The 16461-nt window shown below is 47.6% G+C and carries 13 protein-coding genes and 1 pseudogene; 6 read left to right on the top strand and 8 right to left on the bottom strand.

What is annotated here, in order from left to right; genetic code table 11:
* Positions 1-9: 9 nt before the first annotated feature.
* Positions 10-1323 (top strand): UDP-glucose dehydrogenase family protein, encoded by a 1314-nt coding sequence (locus tag BFO_RS02405; RefSeq protein ID WP_014223993.1) that lies wholly within the window; start codon positions 10-12, stop codon positions 1321-1323.
* A gap of 18 nt (positions 1324-1341) precedes the next feature.
* Entirely contained in the window at positions 1342-2073 is a 732-nt protein-coding gene (locus BFO_RS02400; RefSeq protein ID WP_014223992.1) for a copper homeostasis protein CutC, read from the top strand.
* Between the two features lie 120 nt (positions 2074-2193).
* On the opposite strand, the gene BFO_RS02395 is transcribed toward BFO_RS02400, so the two are convergent.
* Positions 2194-3846, bottom strand: coding sequence for a choice-of-anchor Q domain-containing protein (locus tag BFO_RS02395; RefSeq protein WP_014223991.1), 1653 nt, complete (start codon positions 3844-3846; stop codon positions 2194-2196).
* A gap of 225 nt (positions 3847-4071) precedes the next feature.
* Here BFO_RS02395 and uvrB point away from each other — a divergent pair, with 225 nt between their 5' ends.
* The 3 genes from uvrB (at position 4072) to mnmE (ending at position 8445) form a co-directional block, all read left to right on the top strand.
* The gene (uvrB, locus tag BFO_RS02385; protein WP_014223989.1) at positions 4072-6105 is read left to right on the top strand and encodes an excinuclease ABC subunit UvrB; all 2034 of its coding nucleotides are present in this window, start codon (positions 4072-4074) and stop codon (positions 6103-6105) included.
* A complete protein-coding gene (locus BFO_RS02380; protein WP_014223988.1) occupies positions 6102-6953 on the top strand; it encodes an N-acetylmuramoyl-L-alanine amidase-like domain-containing protein in 852 nt (283 codons plus the stop codon). Before uvrB ends, BFO_RS02380 begins: the two co-directional genes overlap by 4 nt.
* Positions 6954-7038: 85 nt before the next feature.
* Positions 7039-8445 (top strand): tRNA uridine-5-carboxymethylaminomethyl(34) synthesis GTPase MnmE, encoded by a 1407-nt coding sequence (mnmE, locus tag BFO_RS02375; protein WP_041591055.1) that lies wholly within the window; start codon positions 7039-7041, stop codon positions 8443-8445.
* A gap of 103 nt (positions 8446-8548) precedes the next feature.
* On the opposite strand, the gene BFO_RS02370 is transcribed toward mnmE, so the two are convergent.
* The 6 genes from BFO_RS02370 to BFO_RS02345 all read right to left on the bottom strand — a co-directional run bounded on the left by BFO_RS02370 (position 8549) and on the right by BFO_RS02345 (position 13582).
* Positions 8549-9484, bottom strand: coding sequence for a HipA domain-containing protein (locus BFO_RS02370; protein WP_014223986.1), 936 nt, complete (start codon positions 9482-9484; stop codon positions 8549-8551).
* The gene (locus BFO_RS02365) at positions 9474-9809 is read right to left on the bottom strand and encodes a HipA N-terminal domain-containing protein (RefSeq protein WP_014223985.1); all 336 of its coding nucleotides are present in this window, start codon (positions 9807-9809) and stop codon (positions 9474-9476) included. Before BFO_RS02365 ends, BFO_RS02370 begins: the two co-directional genes overlap by 11 nt.
* Entirely contained in the window at positions 9806-10030 is a 225-nt protein-coding gene (locus BFO_RS02360) for a helix-turn-helix transcriptional regulator (protein ID WP_041591054.1), read from the bottom strand. Before BFO_RS02360 ends, BFO_RS02365 begins: the two co-directional genes overlap by 4 nt.
* Positions 10031-10245: 215 nt before the next feature.
* The gene (locus BFO_RS02355; RefSeq protein WP_014223982.1) at positions 10246-11514 is read right to left on the bottom strand and encodes a type II toxin-antitoxin system HipA family toxin; all 1269 of its coding nucleotides are present in this window, start codon (positions 11512-11514) and stop codon (positions 10246-10248) included.
* A gap of 3 nt (positions 11515-11517) precedes the next feature.
* The gene (locus BFO_RS02350) at positions 11518-11838 is read right to left on the bottom strand and encodes a helix-turn-helix domain-containing protein (protein ID WP_041590594.1); all 321 of its coding nucleotides are present in this window, start codon (positions 11836-11838) and stop codon (positions 11518-11520) included.
* Between the two features lie 391 nt (positions 11839-12229).
* Complete coding sequence (locus BFO_RS02345) at positions 12230-13582, bottom strand: IS5 family transposase (RefSeq protein WP_046472573.1); 1353 nt, start codon at positions 13580-13582, stop codon at positions 12230-12232.
* Positions 13583-13766: 184 nt separating this feature from the next.
* On the opposite strand from BFO_RS02345, the pseudogene BFO_RS14755 reads away from it, so the two are divergent.
* Positions 13767-14150, top strand: a pseudogene (locus BFO_RS14755) (transposase); the annotation flags it as partial.
* Positions 14151-15032: 882 nt separating this feature from the next.
* Here BFO_RS14755 and BFO_RS02340 read toward each other — a convergent pair.
* Positions 15033-16406 carry an ATP-binding protein gene (locus BFO_RS02340; protein WP_014223978.1) on the bottom strand — a complete coding sequence of 458 codons (1374 nt, stop codon included), beginning with the start codon at positions 16404-16406 and terminating at the stop codon, positions 15033-15035.
* Between the last annotated feature and the right edge of the window lie 55 nt (positions 16407-16461).

Below are 16461 nucleotides of genomic sequence, written 5' to 3'. Positions count from 1 at the left end.
GAAAAAAGCATGAAGATTGCGATCGTTGGTACGGGATATGTCGGTCTGGTGACTGGTACCTGTTTTGCAGAGATGGGCATGGAGGTCTATTGTGTGGACATCGATCGCCGTAAGATTGAGAACCTGAAAAACGGGATCATCCCGATCTATGAGCCCGGGTTGGAGGAACTGGTCGTCCGTAATCACGAAGTAGGACGTTTGCATTTTACAACGGAATTGAGGGAGGTGCTCGACGAGGTCGAAATCGTGTTCAGCGCCGTCGGTACGCCGCCTGATGAAGACGGGAGCGCCGATCTGAAGTATGTGCTCGATGTGGCGCGTACCATCGGGCAGACCATGACGAAATACCTGTTGGTGGTAACAAAAAGTACCGTGCCCGTCGGAACGGCGCAGAAGATCAAGCAAACGATTCTCGACGAACAGGTTAAGCGTGGCGTATCGATTAACTTTGATATAGCTTCCAATCCGGAATTTCTAAAAGAAGGGGCTGCTGTTAAAGATTTTATGCACCCGGACCGTATCGTTGTAGGAGTAGAGTCAGACTGTGCGAAAAATCTGATGGAAAAGCTGTATCATCCTTTTATGTTGAACAACTTCCGCATCATTTATATGGATGTCCCTTCGGCCGAAATGACGAAATACGCGGCCAATGCCATGTTGGCCACACGCATCAGTTTTATGAACGATATGGCTAACCTCTGCGAGATTATCGGCGCCGATGTAAATATGGTGCGCAAAGGGATCGGCGCCGATACGCGTATCGGCAGCAGCTTCCTTTATGCCGGCTGTGGTTATGGCGGGTCGTGCTTTCCGAAAGATGTAAAGGCCTTGATTCGCACGGCCGACGAGCAGGGCTATCCGATGCGTATCCTGCAGGCGGTTGAGGCCGTGAACGAATATCAGAAAACGGTATTATACCGGAAGTTAGAGCAATACTATCAAGGGAATCTGTCAGGTAAGAAGGTGGCTATGTGGGGGCTGGCTTTTAAGCCGGAGACGGACGATATGCGTGAAGCGCCCTCGCTTGTGCTGATTGATCTGTTGCTGAAGGCCGGATGCCGTGTGACGGCTTACGATCCCGTAGCTGTCCCGGAGGCTAAACGCCGTATCGGTGACCGGATTCATTATGCGAAAGATATTTATGAGGCGGTGACCGATGCCGATGTGTTGATGATTGTGACGGAATGGAAAGAATTTCGTTTGCCGTCGTGGCTTAGAATCAAACAACAGATGAAGATGCCGTTGATCTTGGACGGACGTAATATTTACAATATGCATGAGATCGAAGAAGCAGGGTTTACGTACCACTGCATCGGTCGATAAAGGCTGACCGAAGAGCCCATGGGACGAATCATTGAAATATGCGCAAATTCGGCGCAGAGCTGTGTGGAGGCTGAAGCCGGAGGAGCACGGCGTGTGGAGTTGTGCGCTGCTATTCCTGAAGGCGGTACCACCCCCAGCTATGGAGAGATACGGGCAGCGCAGGCGCTGACTTCGCAGATCGATATCAACGTCATTATTCGGCCGCGAGGGGGCGATTTCCTCTATACTCCGGCCGAGGTGCAGGCCATGCTTTATGACATTGAGATGGCCAAACAGCTGAACATACACGGGGTTGTTTTTGGCTGTCTGACCAAAGACGGTGACATGGATATCGCCTTGATGCAACGTTTGATTGAGGCTGCTAAGCCGCTCTCCGTCACATGTCATCGGGCATTCGACGTATGCCGTGAGCCGTTTGTGGCGCTTGAGCAACTCATTGCACTGGGATGTGACCGCATCCTGACGTCCGGCCAACAGCCTGACGCGGTGAGCGGCATCCCGATGCTCCGCAAGCTGGTGCAACGTGCCGCCGGACGCATCATCATCATGCCCGGCTGTGGGGTGCGTGAACATAACATTGCCCGGATCGAGGCCGAAACGGGAGCAATGGAGTTTCATACTTCGGCGCGCAGCACGGTATACAGTGCCATGAAGTATCGTAAAGAAAGAGTGCCCATGAGCAGCACCGCTGTTACATCCGAATTTGAAACGGTGCAAACAGATCGCCGTAGGGTAGCGTTGTATATCTGACTTTGTTTATCGTGCAGGAATATTTCTGCCGCTACTACGCTATAAACTGATGTTGCTTTTTGCAAGATGCGACACAACTCTTTGACGAGAATCTCTTTTGGGAGTTAAAAAATTTCGCTGTCAGTAGACAATCACTTTGGCCTTACTTTCTCCATTAAGCGAAATGAGGTAAATGCCGTTGGGGAGATTTACGATTTTTGTACCCTGCTTCTCGTCGTTATATTGCCGGATCAGTTGGCCTTCAACCGTATAAATTCGGATCGTGGCCGGACGGTCGAGCTGAATCGTTACCTGACCGTGCGATGCCCATATCCGATAATCCTCCTCTATTATGCCTGCGTCTTTGGGGTTATATCCCTGATATTCATACGCGCCAAGATCAATACTCTTGCCATATACACGTGGATTACCGGCCAAATCCGTTTCGAATGAGGGATGAATATTTTTTCCCTGATCGATAAACGGACTGTTTTGATTCAAACGGTAATCCCCTTCTGTAGTCGGGGCGAAGCCGGGCGCTACATGACTTACGAAGCCATGTGCAATGTGTGTGAAATCGTTTGTTTTAATCTTATTCATAAAGGGAGACGGCTCTCCTTCGATATAGCTTTCATGTATGGTGGGCATGCTTCCCGTAGCGCCGTTGTTGTACAAGTTGGGATAGCCGTGTGGCGCCTGGTTATCCCAGATAATCGTGTTCGAGAACACGGGTAAAGATATCCCGATTTTCGTCCAGTCTCTCCCGGCTGAGCACGCGATACCTCCTCCTTCGGCCGTAGCCCTGTTGCCGCAGATGGTTACATTCGTCAGAGAAGGAGCGACGTTTCCTGCATACGAATAACAGAACATTCCTCCCCCGTTACGAGCAGCATTTCCGGCAACCAGCACATTCGTCAGATGAGGCGCCGATACAAGGTCCTCGCAAAGGCAGTAGAATCCCCCTCCTTCGTGTTGGGCTTGGTTGCCGACGATACTCACGTTGACCAATCGGGGCGAAGCGACTCTCTTCCCGCTGTTGAAAATGCCGCCTCCTGATCCTCCGGCCTGATTCTTTCGGATCGTGGAATGCCGGATAGTTACACTGGCTTCGTTATTTCTCGAGTAAATGAATATACCGCCGCCGTTCTTGGCTGCCGTATTTCCTTCGATGATGAGGTTCGACAGTTGAGGCGATAAGTTTTTGTATGCCGTATAGGCATAAATGCCGCCGCCAAATTCGGAAAATACCGACGTTTCGCCGATCAACACGCCGTTTTCTTCGTTGGCATGACCGCCGGTGATGGTAAAGCCGTCTATCTCCGCGGATGACTCGACATCAAGCAGAACGAGCACATGGTAAGCGTTCTCGCTCATATTTGAGAAGTCGCCCCCGTCGTCGCCGTTAAAGTCGCCGCTCAGAATGGTACGGTGCATCTTCCAGTCGCGATCTTTTATCGTCGTGTGGTCCGTAGCATCGGCCGGAAAACCTCCGTATAAACGGATACGGCCGCGAACCATAAACGAACGATGACGGTCGGTTGTCTTTTGTTTGGGATTGTGAGCCAGTGTTTCTCCGATTCGCCGGGTAGGATGATAGGTGCCGGCCGCAACGTACACGGCATCGCCCGGCTGTGCCTTATCCAATGCTGTCTGGAGCGTAGCCAACGCTTTCGACCATGATTTGCCGTCATGAGCATCGTTTCCTTTTGTCGCATGGACATGATAAACCGTCTGCGACATGACAGGTATGGCACACAGCAAAGCACATATAATCAGTGTATTTTTATATTTCATAAGTTCCTTGTAACTTAATTAAGGTGCATGTGAAAGAACAAAGGACTGTATTATTTCAGAAAGATGCAATAATATTATGGGATATTGTACAAAACCCCGCCCTTGAACGACAAAATTTTGCATGGCCGGAACAGAGGGAGATCGGCCGTTTTTTTTTCAACTCTGTGTCGGCCGTTTTTTTTGCGGGGTTTTTGTATCTTTGTTTTTTTTATTGTACGAAAAATCATGGATTTTGAACTTGTTTCGTCATATAAGCCGACGGGCGACCAGCCTGAGGCCATCGAGGCGCTTGCCCAAGGCATCCGTGAAGGGGTGCCGTATCAGACCTTACTGGGTGTGACGGGGTCCGGAAAGACTTTTACCGTGGCCAATGTCATCGAACGAGTACGTAAGCCCGCACTGATCCTGAGCCATAACAAAACGCTGGCCGCACAGTTGTACAGCGAATTCAAATCGTTTTTTCCGCATAACGCTGTCGAATATTTTGTATCGTACTACGATTACTATCAGCCGGAGGCTTATTTGCCCACGACCGATACATACATTGAGAAAGATATGGCGATCAACGAAGAAATCGATAAATTACGTCTGCGTGCTACGGCCTCGCTGCTCTCCGGACGTCGCGATGTGATCGTCGTCTCGTCCGTCTCGTGTCTTTACGGCATGGCCGATCCGCGTGCTTTTGAAGAGCAGGTCGTCTATCTGGAGAAAGGGATGAGGATTGCCCGCGACAAGATGCTTCGCCTGTTTGTCGATGCGCTTTATGTGAATAATAAAGTGGAGTTTACGAGCGGCAGTTTTCGCGTGAACGGCGATACGGTCGATATTTTCCCGGCCATCGAAAGCTACGACGGACTGGCTTACCGTATCGAGTTCTGGGGGGACGAGATTGAGCGTATCGCATCGTTTAACCCGGTCGACGGGCATGAATACGACGAGCAGGATACGCTGAACATCTATCCGACGAATCTGTTCGTTACAACGCAGGAGCGTATCCGTACAGCCATCGGGCAGATACACGTCGATCTCGGTGAGCAGGTTCGGTTCTTGCAGGATATCGGCAAGCCGCTCGAAGCCAAACGTCTCGAAGAACGCGTGACGTATGACCTCGAAATGATACAGGAGCTGGGGCATTGTGCCGGCATCGAGAATTATTCCCGCTATCTTGACGGTCGTCAGCCCGGAGAGCGTCCGTTCTGCCTGTTAGACTATTTTCCGAAAGATTTTTTGCTGGTCATTGATGAGAGCCATGTAACGGTGCCCCAGATACGCGCCATGTACGGCGGAGACCGTTCGCGCAAACAAACGCTCGTTGAATACGGTTTCCGTCTTCCGGCTGCGTTGGATAACCGTCCGCAGACCTTCGAGGAGTTCGAATCGTTGACGCCGAGCGCGATCTATGTGAGTGCTACCCCTGCCGATTATGAGCTGATGAAGAGTGAGGGAGTAGTCGTTGAGCAGCTTATCCGGCCTACGGGACTTCTCGACCCGATCATCGAAGTGCGTCCCAGCCTCAACCAGATCGACGACCTGATGGAAGAAATCGCGCAGCGTGCCACAGCCGACGAGCGCGTGCTGGTGACTACACTCACCAAACGCATGGCCGAAGAGCTGACGGATTACCTGAAGCGGATGGAGGTGCGCTGTAACTATATTCACAGCGATGTCGATACGCTCGAACGGGTGAAGATCATGGACGATTTGCGCAAGGGGCTCTTCGATGTGCTGATTGGCGTCAATCTGCTGCGCGAAGGGCTGGACTTGCCCGAGGTTTCGCTTGTAGCTGTGCTCGATGCCGACAAGGAAGGATTTTTGCGTTCTCACCGTTCGCTCACTCAGACAGCCGGACGTGCTGCGCGTAACATCAACGGAAAAGTAATCTTTTATGCCGACAAAATCACCGAAAGCATGCAGCAAACGATCGACGAAACGAATCGCCGGCGCGAAAAACAACTGGCTTATAACGAACGGCACGGCATCACACCGAAGCAGATCGTGAAAAACACCGTGTCGGTGCTGGGTGGTGGACGTCTGCAAACAGCTACCGAAACGTATGCTTACGTTGAGCCGGAACCGTCGCTGGTGGCCGATCCCGTAGTGCAGTATATGACGCGGCCGCAATTGGAGAAAGCCATTGCGCAGGCGCGGAAACAGATGACCGAGGCGGCGAAGAAACTCGATTTCCTCGAGGCAGCGCAATATCGTGACGAAATGTTGAAATTACAAGATATGTTGGATCAAAAAACAGAAACAAAATGAAAAAATGGATGGTATTTGTGTGGAGTACGCTCGTGTGTATGGCTTGCTCAGCTCAGGAAAAAGCCGACTATACTCCGGAAGACCGGGCGATTTTTGATACGTATGTGCAGGCTATGCAAGGGAAAGAGCATTTGCCGTTAGGCGACCTCCTTGTCGAGACGGCGAAGTTCTTCAAGGATCGGCCTTACGTGGCTTCGACACTTGAGAAAGAGCCGGAAAGGCTCGTGATCAACTTGCGTGAGCTCGACTGTACGACGCTCGTCGAGTCTGTCCTCGCATTGGCACGCACGGTGAAAGCCGGTAATCCTTCGTTCGAAGCGTATGCCGGGCAACTGAAACAACTGCGCTATCGTCAAGGCGAGATACACGATTACACGGATCGCTTGCATTATTTCTCCGACTGGATTCATGAGAATCGGCGGAAAGGGATTGTTCGAGACGTAACGTCCGCGATCGGAGGTGAGCCGTATCGCCTGAAAATGTCGTTCATGTCTGCGCATCCCGATAAATACAGGCAGTTAAAGGCGCATTCGGAATGGGTAAAGGTGATGCGTGAGAAGGAGCAAGAAATTTCATCGCGTGAGACGTATGCCTGTATCCCCGAAAAAGAAATCGAACGTTGCGGCTCCGGCATGCGAAACGGAGATATCGTTTGTTTCGTGACGAATATCGAAGGGCTGGATATCTCGCACGTCGGATTCATTGACCGCGAAGGCGAGATGCTGACGTTTATCCACGCCTCGTCTTCGGCCGGGAAGGTGATCGTTAATCCGGAGTCGCTACAGACGTATGTGACGGACGGTAAACGGACAACGGGCGTGATGATTGTCCGTCCGCAGGAACCGTAAAACGGCGCAACTTCTTCTTTCCGCTTTTCTGCTCTTTCACGAAAAGAAGTATCTTTGCTCGTAAATTATCATTATACGTGTCATGCTGGACAAATCAACCATCTGTGCCGTATCGACTGCCCCCGGTGTGGGCGGTATTGCGGTGATACGCGTATCGGGTCCCGAAGCGTTGCCTGTCGCGCTTCGGCTCTTTCGATACGGAGGGGAAACACCTGTCGCCGAGTCTGTCAAACCTCGATATGCGTATTATGGCGAAGTGATAGCTGGAGATGAATTAATCGATGAAGTCGTCCTGACTTATTTCCGGGCTCCGCATTCGTTTACAGGCGAAGATACGGTAGAAATCTCCTGCCATGGTTCTGTCTATATCAGGCGCAGACTGTTAGAGAGCCTCGTAGGAGAAGGCTGTCAGATGGCACAACCGGGCGAATTTACTCGCCGTGCCTACCTCAATGGGCGTATGGACCTGAGTAGTGCCGAGGCGGTGGCGGACATCATCGCCAGCGAAAGCAAGGCACAGCACCAAATGGCGATGAAGCAACTCAAAGGAGGGTATAGCGAGGAACTGAATGCTCTGCGTGAGGAATTGCTTCGCCTAACGGGGTTGATGGAGTTGGAATTGGATTTCCCCGAAGAAGATGTGGAGTTCGCCGATCGTACGGAGCTACTCGCCCTCTGCGACCAAATCGAGCTAAAGCTCAAGAAGCTCATCGACAGCTATCGCCTCGGCAATGCTGTCAAGCGTGGAATTCCTGTGGCGATTGTCGGCACGACTAACGTGGGCAAGAGTACCCTGCTCAATACCTTGCTGGGCGAGGAGCGTGCCATCGTGAGCGATATTCACGGCACCACGCGCGACACCATCGAGGACACGATGCACATCGGAGGCTACCTTTTCCGCTTCGTCGATACGGCAGGACTGCGAGAGACCGAAGACACCATCGAGAGTCTTGGCATTGAGCGTAGCCGAAGCAAAATCAAAGAGGCGGATATTATCCTTGCCGTGGTGGACGGCACGCGCACCAGCGAGGCCAATCAGCTGGACTATATCAAAAGCATTTGGGATGAAAGGGAGGAGCGAACGGTCATTCTGCTGGTCAATAAAAGCGAAAGCCTCACCGAGGCCGAACGGAACCATCTCGATAAGGTGCTGTGCGATTCCCTTGGTTGCTCCGAAAAACCGCTGTTTATCTCGGCTCGCTCAGGCGAAGGAATGGATCAGCTTAAGGAAGAATTGGTCAAGATCATGGACTGTGCTCAGGCGAACGAAGCCGATCTCATTGTGAGCAATGCCCGCCATCATCAGCTCCTGCGTGAGGCTTACGACGCGCTTCAGCGGATGCGTTCAGGCTTCGATATGGGACTCTCGACGGACTTGCTAACGCTCGACCTCCGGCACGCCATCAGCTCCATCGGCGAAATCACCGGCCGCGAAATCACCAGCGACGACACCCTCCACTACATCTTCGCCCACTTCTGCATCGGAAAGTAAAATAACATTCATCATTCAACTAAAATGCGTAGGCTAAATTCAGGACAGGACATCTCCCAAAACTCTCTTCTTCTTGTCCCAATCTGTGTTTAACTGTGCTTATCTATCTGAGAGATATTGATCTAATCAACTCGATGTATTGTTCTTGCATCTCCTTCGGTAGGAAGCTCTGGCGGATGCAGGCTTCCCATTCGGGGAGGATGTGTTGGAAGCGAGCGAAAATATTGTCACACACCTTCTCATATAGTCCTGAGGCTGTCATCGCTTCGAGGAAGTGTTGTCGGGTGAGTTTGCGCTTTTTGCCACAGAGGGTCAATGCAAGTTCTTCCGTGTCCTCTGGAATAACGAGTGCCGTAGAAAGCAGATCATAGGCTGGAGTGAGTTGATATTCGTTCCCCTCTGGCGCATAGAGCGAGTAATTCTTGAGATGCATATCGGCATTACCTATCAGCCACGAAAAGAGTACTTGCTCCCAGTACTTGACAAGATCAAGTTTAGGCACAGAGCTATACTTGGAGATCAGCTTGGCTATCTGCTCATGCGAACCTTTGTATTTATACTCGGTCAGACGCTCTGAAAGTTGACACATATCTTCCATTGGAAGCTTCTCCCCCTGCTCTGTTCGGTCTATGCGACGAGTGATATAGCATAGTTCGCCATCGCTGAATCGCATCAGTCCATGAGGAACTGTTTCAATCTTGGCAATCTCTGCAAGGTGCATCGACACATCCTCTAACTCGGGGAGATGTGGATAACGCTCTGTTTGAGGTTTAAGAATAAACCGTCCCCACAAGCCCACTATGGTAAATCGCTTGGGCAAATTGCTCATCTGATCAAAGTCGAGAGACAGCTTGGGTTGTACTCCTGTCACTGTGGTTTGCGAACGAACAACCTCGTCAGCCAACACTCGTACTTCACTACTCGTATAAGGCAATATTGGTGCTTGGCTCGTTCCAAACAATTTGCGACAACACTTGGCATGGTAATCCACCTCTCCATCAACCAAAGGTTCGTAGCAGTATAGGCATCTATTCTTCATCTTCAGTCGCATTTAGAGGTTCGATACTTACCGCTCCAATGCAGTCACGGCAACAAGCCAACAGCAAAGCCATTCGATCCCTTGCGTCTATCTTCCAATTCTTCTGAGCAATAGCTAACAACCATCCCTCAGGGATAAGTCCATCAAAGAATGGATGAAGCGTATTACTTTGGAAAGGTTCTTCTTGCAAAGGCATTGTCAGGCTTATGCCTTGAGCTTCGGGCATAGTCAAATAGTCCTTGTCGTAAGCAAAGGAATAGCCCTCATCGCTTTCTGTGAGAATCCCAGCCTTAAATGTCTTCCAATAAACAACGGCTTGTTTCATGCGTTATCTCCTTCTCGTTTGATCGGCACGGGACCACACTCCGAACCGAAGAGTTCGAACACCTTATTGACCTTGTCAAGGCGAAGCGTGGTCTTGCCTTGCTCCAGTTCACGCACGAAACGTAGCCCCACTCCTGCTTTCTCGGAGAGGTCTACTTGTGTCAGTTTATATTTCTTACGCATCTCTTTTACGTACTGCGCTATGATTGTCCTCGCTACCATCATTTATATCAATTACTTGAAGTACCACATTCCGAATATGTACCCAAAATGCCGTTTTCGGGTACACGTCTCAAGGATATGTACCCATTTTGTCTCTTTTGGGTACATATTCAAGGTATATCACTATGCACGACTCACTCCGCCAAAGTCATTATATACCTTATCAGTGGCAAATATAAGGAATAGGAATCAATTATACCCCTTTTCGGGGGTATTTATTTTGCACAATGACTTGCTGAAAGTTTCCAGCGATCAGTGAAGACGGCTATTTCTCTCTTGGATACTCCCAGTTGAGCAGCCAAAGGGTGCCAATCTTTCAGGGCATCGCATACCTCTGAGATGATATTACTAGCAGCTTCTTTGCTCAGCATATAATCCTCAGCAGCATCTCTGAGAAGCGAGAGATCCGCCACATTAGAAGTAGCCGTAAGCAACAAACTTTGATATTTACTTAGTGTCGGGTTTATATCATAAGCAGGAGAAAGTGTCCAACCTTTGGGAGTAAGCAGGAATCCATGGTTTCGGAAATGATCGTCACTATTGCCAATGCAGATGTTGAAAGCAACACGACGATATAGTTCTCTGAGGTTATGTTCTACATCCGCACAATGACGAACGATAAAATCAACAATATCCAAGTAACCATAACCATTCATGGCATTATCACCATCATGCAATCCAAGGAGCGTCATAGCCGAGGCAAAGTGAATACGTCTTCCCTGCTCTGTTCTATCAAAACGTCGGGAGATTAGCGTATGATAGGTCTCTGAAGTTTGTAGTACCCTTGTGTCGGCAACAGTAATCCCAGCCCTCTTTGCCAGCAAATGACAGAAATGTTCCCACAACTCTGCATCATAATCATCCTTACGAGAAGGGAACTTAGCAATACATAGAGAACCATCAGTGTCTGCCACACTTGCTTTGGGGCGCGCTCCACCAAGAGAAGTGCCAGGTTGAATCAGCTGTGCAATCCATCTTTTGTCAGGGAGTTCATTCCGTTCCTCACTTTGTTCTATCTCCTTGCTCGCAGCTTCCAATTCCCGAATATCCGTCAGGGGTGGAATCCTTAGCGATGGTGTACTATTGATGAATTCTGTATCTGCACTTTCTTTGAAGCGAAAGCCTCCCATTCGGGAATAATCATCAATTCCTAAGAGGTAATCAAAGGAAGTAAGACGACGAAGAGGGCGTTTCTCCTCTTGTGCTAAAATCTGCTCCCTTCGATTGAGCAATGTTCGCCCCCATCTGTCGGGCAACGCATCTGAAAAGCATCCAAAAATATCACTTCCACCTGTTGTATATTGTACGCCCGAGTAATTATTAAGGTCTGCACTTAGAAACAGACTACCCTGTGTCCGTAGCCATTCTTCATCGAATCGGAAGCCATAGCTGTCAGTGCCTCGCAAAGACTCGTAGCTCAACTCTCCAACAAGCATCGGCTCTTTCAGCCAATCAAAATCAGCATATACAAGTAGTTTCCGCATAGTTTATTCTTTCTTGGAGGCACGACGGCGATTGATGAGAGAGAGGTCTTGGAGGCGACGCCCCAGTTCATCGTCTTTGGCGATGAGAAGGATGTCGTCTTCGAGTTGCAGGGCATAGAGTACTCGCAAGTAGATCCCGATAGACACAGTAGGAGATCCTTTCTCAATACGAGAGACGGTCAAAGGGGAACAAGTGGCACGCTCTGCAATCTGTGCCACACTAAGATTACGACGTAGTCGAGCCAACTTGATTTGCTCTCCCACAATCTGCATCTTCTGCTCTAACTTTCGGGGCAACTTAGTCCCCATTGTATTCTTTGCCATATCTTCAATATATCATATAGTGCGCAAATATACGCTTTTAATCTCACTATTATAATTGTTGGAGGATAAAATAAGTATGTCGAGTATTTTCCTTGCATCATTTTGCTTTGATATGCTCCGAAATGGGTACTTTTGTAGTGAGCAAGCGTGCTAAAAACAAATGGGAGGTATTGTAATTAGATGATTAATAGATAATACCACTAAAAAGAAGATTGAAAGACTGAGAACTAAGCCATGCGGTACAAGTGTGTAACCACCTATAAAACAGTTAGATAAAACTGTTTTTTTATTTGTTTTAGGGTGCCTTGTACCGATTAAATGGCTAATCGCCTAAGTGATAGAGGGGTAATGATGCTGTATTGGCAAGTAGATTTAGTTATTTAGTCGCTCCTTAACAATTGATTTTCTTGAATAAAAAGGAATAAAAGTATATTTTTTCCTTTGGCAGAAACCCGTAAAAAATAGAACGCAAAAGATTTTCCTTAATCTTTTCCAGCATTTTCTTTAGATTCCAAGCTGTTGCTGCCATGTAGGCATTAATATGTATCCCTTTTTCGCCCCACAGATAGTTCTGTTCCATACGGAAGTCTTTTTTCAGATGTCCGAAGATAGGTTCAATACCTGCTCTGGTTCTAAATTTCTTGCGTTTCTGCATTTTCTGATATTCACTGTCAGATTTTTTAGGTTTGTTGGGAGTAATGATTTTTACTCCTTTTATTTCTCTGCGACCTCTCCCTCCCCTGTCGTACGCAAGTTCTTGAGGTAATTTCAAATCATTGTCTTCCATCTGTCTAAGAAGCGGTTCTATGGTGTCTCCATCATAAGGGTTGTCTAAGAATGTCTGTACGGCTGTAATGATTTTTCTGCCTTTCTTGCCTGTAGTAATGAGTCCGACTTTGTTCCCAAACTCATACTGTTTGTGTGCCTTACCTTTAGCTATGCAGCGGGTAAAGGGTTTGTGCAGACTGTAAATTTTATCCTTGTCATTTCGTTTTTGATTTACAGCTTGTTTAAGAAGCGAGAACTCGTTTTCGTACAGTCTCTTCTGTTCTTCGTTCATTTTGCGGTCAAGCTCACGCAACAAGGCATTGGCAATTGTTTTCAACCGCCTTTTGGCTTTATTGGCTTTTTTGACACGCTTGGGATGTTTTCCGTTGTAAGCGTCGCGAAGCAATTGTTTGCTTTCCCGGGTGTACCGCTGACGCTGGATGATTCCTTCTTTCTTAGCAATCTTATTGCATTTATCAATTACTTTCTTGCACAGCTTGGCATCCGTAGGAAAAGTAATGTTGTTTTCCTGCACGGTGGTGTCCGATAGGACAAACTTGGATTCTTTAGGCACTTCTTTGCCGTGCAGACGGACACTGTAAGCAAAAATCTTTCCTATCCCTTCTTCACCCACACGGGTACGGAAATGAACGAAATCACTCGGATCGAAAGGAAACTCATGCTCAAAAAATTCACCTCCGCAGAAATACTGAAAGTAAACATCTCGAACCCAAAATTCCGGTAGACGCTCATCTCCAAGATTGTATAGATGTTTTAACATTAAGCAACCAACCATCAGGCGGATGGGTACGCTCGGAGCTCCTCTCTCGGAATAAAGTGGAGCAAACTCCTTTTCAAAATAGGACCAGTCTATTTTGTCTGCAAGAACGGCAAGTTCGTGCTTCATGTCAATAAAATCTTTCAGCATGGGGCGGAACAAATCCCGCTGCCCTTTTTCCGGTAATTTTCCTAACATAATTCGCAGGGTTTTATTCTGTAAAGATACAAATTCCTGCAAATATATGCAACTGTTTTCAATATTATTTTGTTGAATCACAAAATATTAAGCAAATATTAAGGAGCGACTATTTATATAAAAACAATATGAATATCCGTATAATTACCCAAGAATGATTGTCTTTGTAAAAAAATCAAGTTATATGACGTTCATCGATTTTATATCCCAATTTCCTGATGAAGAAAGCTGTAAGCAAAAATTCAAGGAGTATCGCGGCTAAGTAGGTGTTGTTTGTTCCAAATGCGGCGGCACGGATCATTATTGGGAAAAAGAGACCATTAATGCAGCGGCGGTTCAGCAGTTAGCCTCCGGAGCTAATCAAATCGACACGGATGATTCTACTTCTTACGTGGAGTTAGAAAACTTTGTACCACGACACCACTCTCAGGTTATCCCAAAAGAAAAAGTGGGAGAATGACTCCCTTGGGTTCATATCGCCATCAGCAATGCCAAGCGACAATTACTAAATACATTTCATGACATTAAGCTGGAGTTTTTACAAAACTATCTGGACGAGTTCTGTTTTTATACGTTCATGAAAACTCTCTTCGCTATCATTGCCACTCGTCATCCAATCTACGCGAGTTGCATATATTTCTGCTATACGAATTTGCCGATAAGCCTCCTTCATTGCATTATTGTTGACATGTTGATTTGTTGACTGATTGCTGAATACTGACCGCTAACGATTATGTCAGGCTTACAGCCCTCTAACCAAGGTATTGGCATGGATACCCCACCCTTGCGGGATAGGGCTGAAATAAAGCAGGCTTTCAGCCCTATCGGGTAATGGTTATGTACAAGGTACACGGTGTCCGAACACAAATTTCACAAATGGACGCAAATGAACGCAGTACGCACCGTAGAGACGCAATGATTTGTGTCTCTACAACATGTACCCCTGTCATTCCGAGCGCAGTGAGGAATCCCGCGAGGAAGAGGAAAAGAGATTCATCGCTGACGTTCTGGATGACAAGGGAAGTGCTCTGAACGCCCCTCCTTGTCATTCCGAACACCGTGAGGAATCTCACTTGGAGAAGGAAGGAGATTCATCGCTTCGCTCTGAATGACAGGGTAGAGGAAAGGGCAGTTCATGTAGGGGCGAACCTCTGTGTTCACCCGTCATAACGCCGATATGAACATCCCCCTTCCCCCCTTCCAAGGAGGAATGCGGAACTGACGGCTGACTGCTGTAAGAGCCCTGAAAGGGCGTGTTAATTCAGCCCAATGCGAAGCGTTGGGGAAAAAGGTATCGCGTCTCGGCGGAGGGCTGTAAGCCTGACGCAACCTTTGTCGTACATTCGCACGTCCATTATTAATGGTAAACGCCGAACAGTGTATCGCGTAATTTGGGTTTATCTGACAGAAGAAAAGATTCCGCGCCATCATGGATAGGCGTTATACGAATTTACCTCATCAACTCAACAACATTTTCCGGCAACATCGCATTCCCGACATCATCTTTCGGTGCATTTTTAAGAAATAGGACCGGGAAAATCGTGTAATTCTTGGCAAATGGCAGCAGATTGGTTTTACGGAGAAGTTCGGCTGTAAGTTGTCTACCATTCTCTGGATTTGTCCATTTGCACTCACCTACTAAGAGATACTTTTTATCAAGTGATTCTGCCATTACATCAATCTCTATTTGTTCTGGCTTTTTATCCTCGTTGAGAACCGGTCCCCACCAGCGTTTTGCTTTGCCGTAAACAACTCCGTTAACCTGATTTCCCGTTACAGCATCCCTGCATAGTTTTTCCCAATGCATACTCACATACTCCGAGAAATGGGCTGCCAAAGCTCGTTCTAATGGCAAACGACGACCAATCTCGATGAACGAACGGTTAGGTACAACAAACTGATAGTAGAATGCCATAAATGGGTCGGCTATTTTATATAGGCTCTTTTTTGCATTCTTTTCGTCAATTCCGAACGGAACATCTTTCTCCAAAAATCCGAGGTCAATCAGCTTCTTCAATGGACGTGACAGATTAGTTGCCGGCTCATTACATCTGGCAGCAATCTCAGAAAGACGATTTGCGCCGGAGCCGATATAAGACATGACTGTAGAAGTCTTGACAATATCCTTTACATCATCCTGAAACAGTTTTACTGGCTCTTCGTAAAAAGTGCCATTTACAGAGAGGATATTGTGCCACAACGCATCGTCAAGTGAGTTTCTGTTTTCTCTTAGTTCCCAATAACGAGGTACACCACCCCATACAGCATACTCTTCAATGGCACTCACCGCGTCAAGGTGCAAAGCCTCCTGAATATACGGTAAGCGTATCGGCGTAAGTCTCATTATCTCATCAGCACGGCCATATAAAGGTGCTGTAGAATCAAGAAAGAGTCCATACATCATATTTTGGGATGAACCACAAAGTACGAGATTATACTTCAACTGCTTTTCATCAACCAATTTCTGTAACACTGACGGCAGTTCCGGGGATTGTTCCACCAGATACGGGAATTCATCCAAGAACAGAGCGAAACGATTGTCTGTTCGATAATTAACGGCACGAAATATAGACTCCCAATCTGGATAAGTTAACTTATCGAAATCAGGAAATACTTGTGCTACCACCTTTGCAAACAAAGTCCTCTGATGTTGCCCTTCTGAACGGTCGGCAAGGAAATATACATCACTGTCCGACAACACCCTTTTGATAAGCGTTGACTTACCTAACCGTCTGCGACCGTACATTACGACCAACGAAGACTTCTCTCTTGAAAGAGTGTCCTTCAGTCGTGCCGTTTCTTCTATTCTATCAACGAATTTCATATTCTATATCTATTATGTATTGCAAACATAATGTTTTTATAGCATAATATAAAAT

Origin of the sequence: Tannerella forsythia 92A2, from assembly GCF_000238215.1 — a bacterium.
In the GTDB taxonomy this organism is placed as follows: Bacteria; Bacteroidota; Bacteroidia; order Bacteroidales; family Tannerellaceae; genus Tannerella; species Tannerella forsythia.
The sequence above is the reverse complement of the archived record's forward strand: the minus strand, read 5'-3'. Positions and strand labels throughout refer to the sequence as shown.

What these genes read in the sequence shown, in the direction of transcription:
- BFO_RS02405 (WP_014223993.1), top strand. Translation starts at nt 10, where the DNA reads ATGAAGATTGCGATCGTTGGTACGGGATATGTCGGTCTGGTGACTGGT.
- BFO_RS02400 (WP_014223992.1), top strand. Translation starts at nt 1,342, where the DNA reads ATGGGACGAATCATTGAAATATGCGCAAATTCGGCGCAGAGCTGTGTG.
- BFO_RS02395 (WP_014223991.1), bottom strand. Translation starts at nt 3,846, where the DNA reads ATGAAATATAAAAATACACTGATTATATGTGCTTTGCTGTGTGCCATA.
- uvrB (WP_014223989.1), top strand. Translation starts at nt 4,072, where the DNA reads ATGGATTTTGAACTTGTTTCGTCATATAAGCCGACGGGCGACCAGCCT.
- BFO_RS02380 (WP_014223988.1), top strand. Translation starts at nt 6,102, where the DNA reads ATGAAAAAATGGATGGTATTTGTGTGGAGTACGCTCGTGTGTATGGCT.
- BFO_RS02370 (WP_014223986.1), bottom strand. Translation starts at nt 9,484, where the DNA reads ATGAAGAATAGATGCCTATACTGCTACGAACCTTTGGTTGATGGAGAG.
- BFO_RS02365 (WP_014223985.1), bottom strand. Translation starts at nt 9,809, where the DNA reads ATGAAACAAGCCGTTGTTTATTGGAAGACATTTAAGGCTGGGATTCTC.
- BFO_RS02360 (WP_041591054.1), bottom strand. Translation starts at nt 10,030, where the DNA reads ATGGTAGCGAGGACAATCATAGCGCAGTACGTAAAAGAGATGCGTAAG.
- BFO_RS02355 (WP_014223982.1), bottom strand. Translation starts at nt 11,514, where the DNA reads ATGCGGAAACTACTTGTATATGCTGATTTTGATTGGCTGAAAGAGCCG.
- BFO_RS02350 (WP_041590594.1), bottom strand. Translation starts at nt 11,838, where the DNA reads ATGGCAAAGAATACAATGGGGACTAAGTTGCCCCGAAAGTTAGAGCAG.
- BFO_RS02345 (WP_046472573.1), bottom strand. Translation starts at nt 13,582, where the DNA reads ATGTTAGGAAAATTACCGGAAAAAGGGCAGCGGGATTTGTTCCGCCCC.
- BFO_RS02340 (WP_014223978.1), bottom strand. Translation starts at nt 16,406, where the DNA reads ATGAAATTCGTTGATAGAATAGAAGAAACGGCACGACTGAAGGACACT.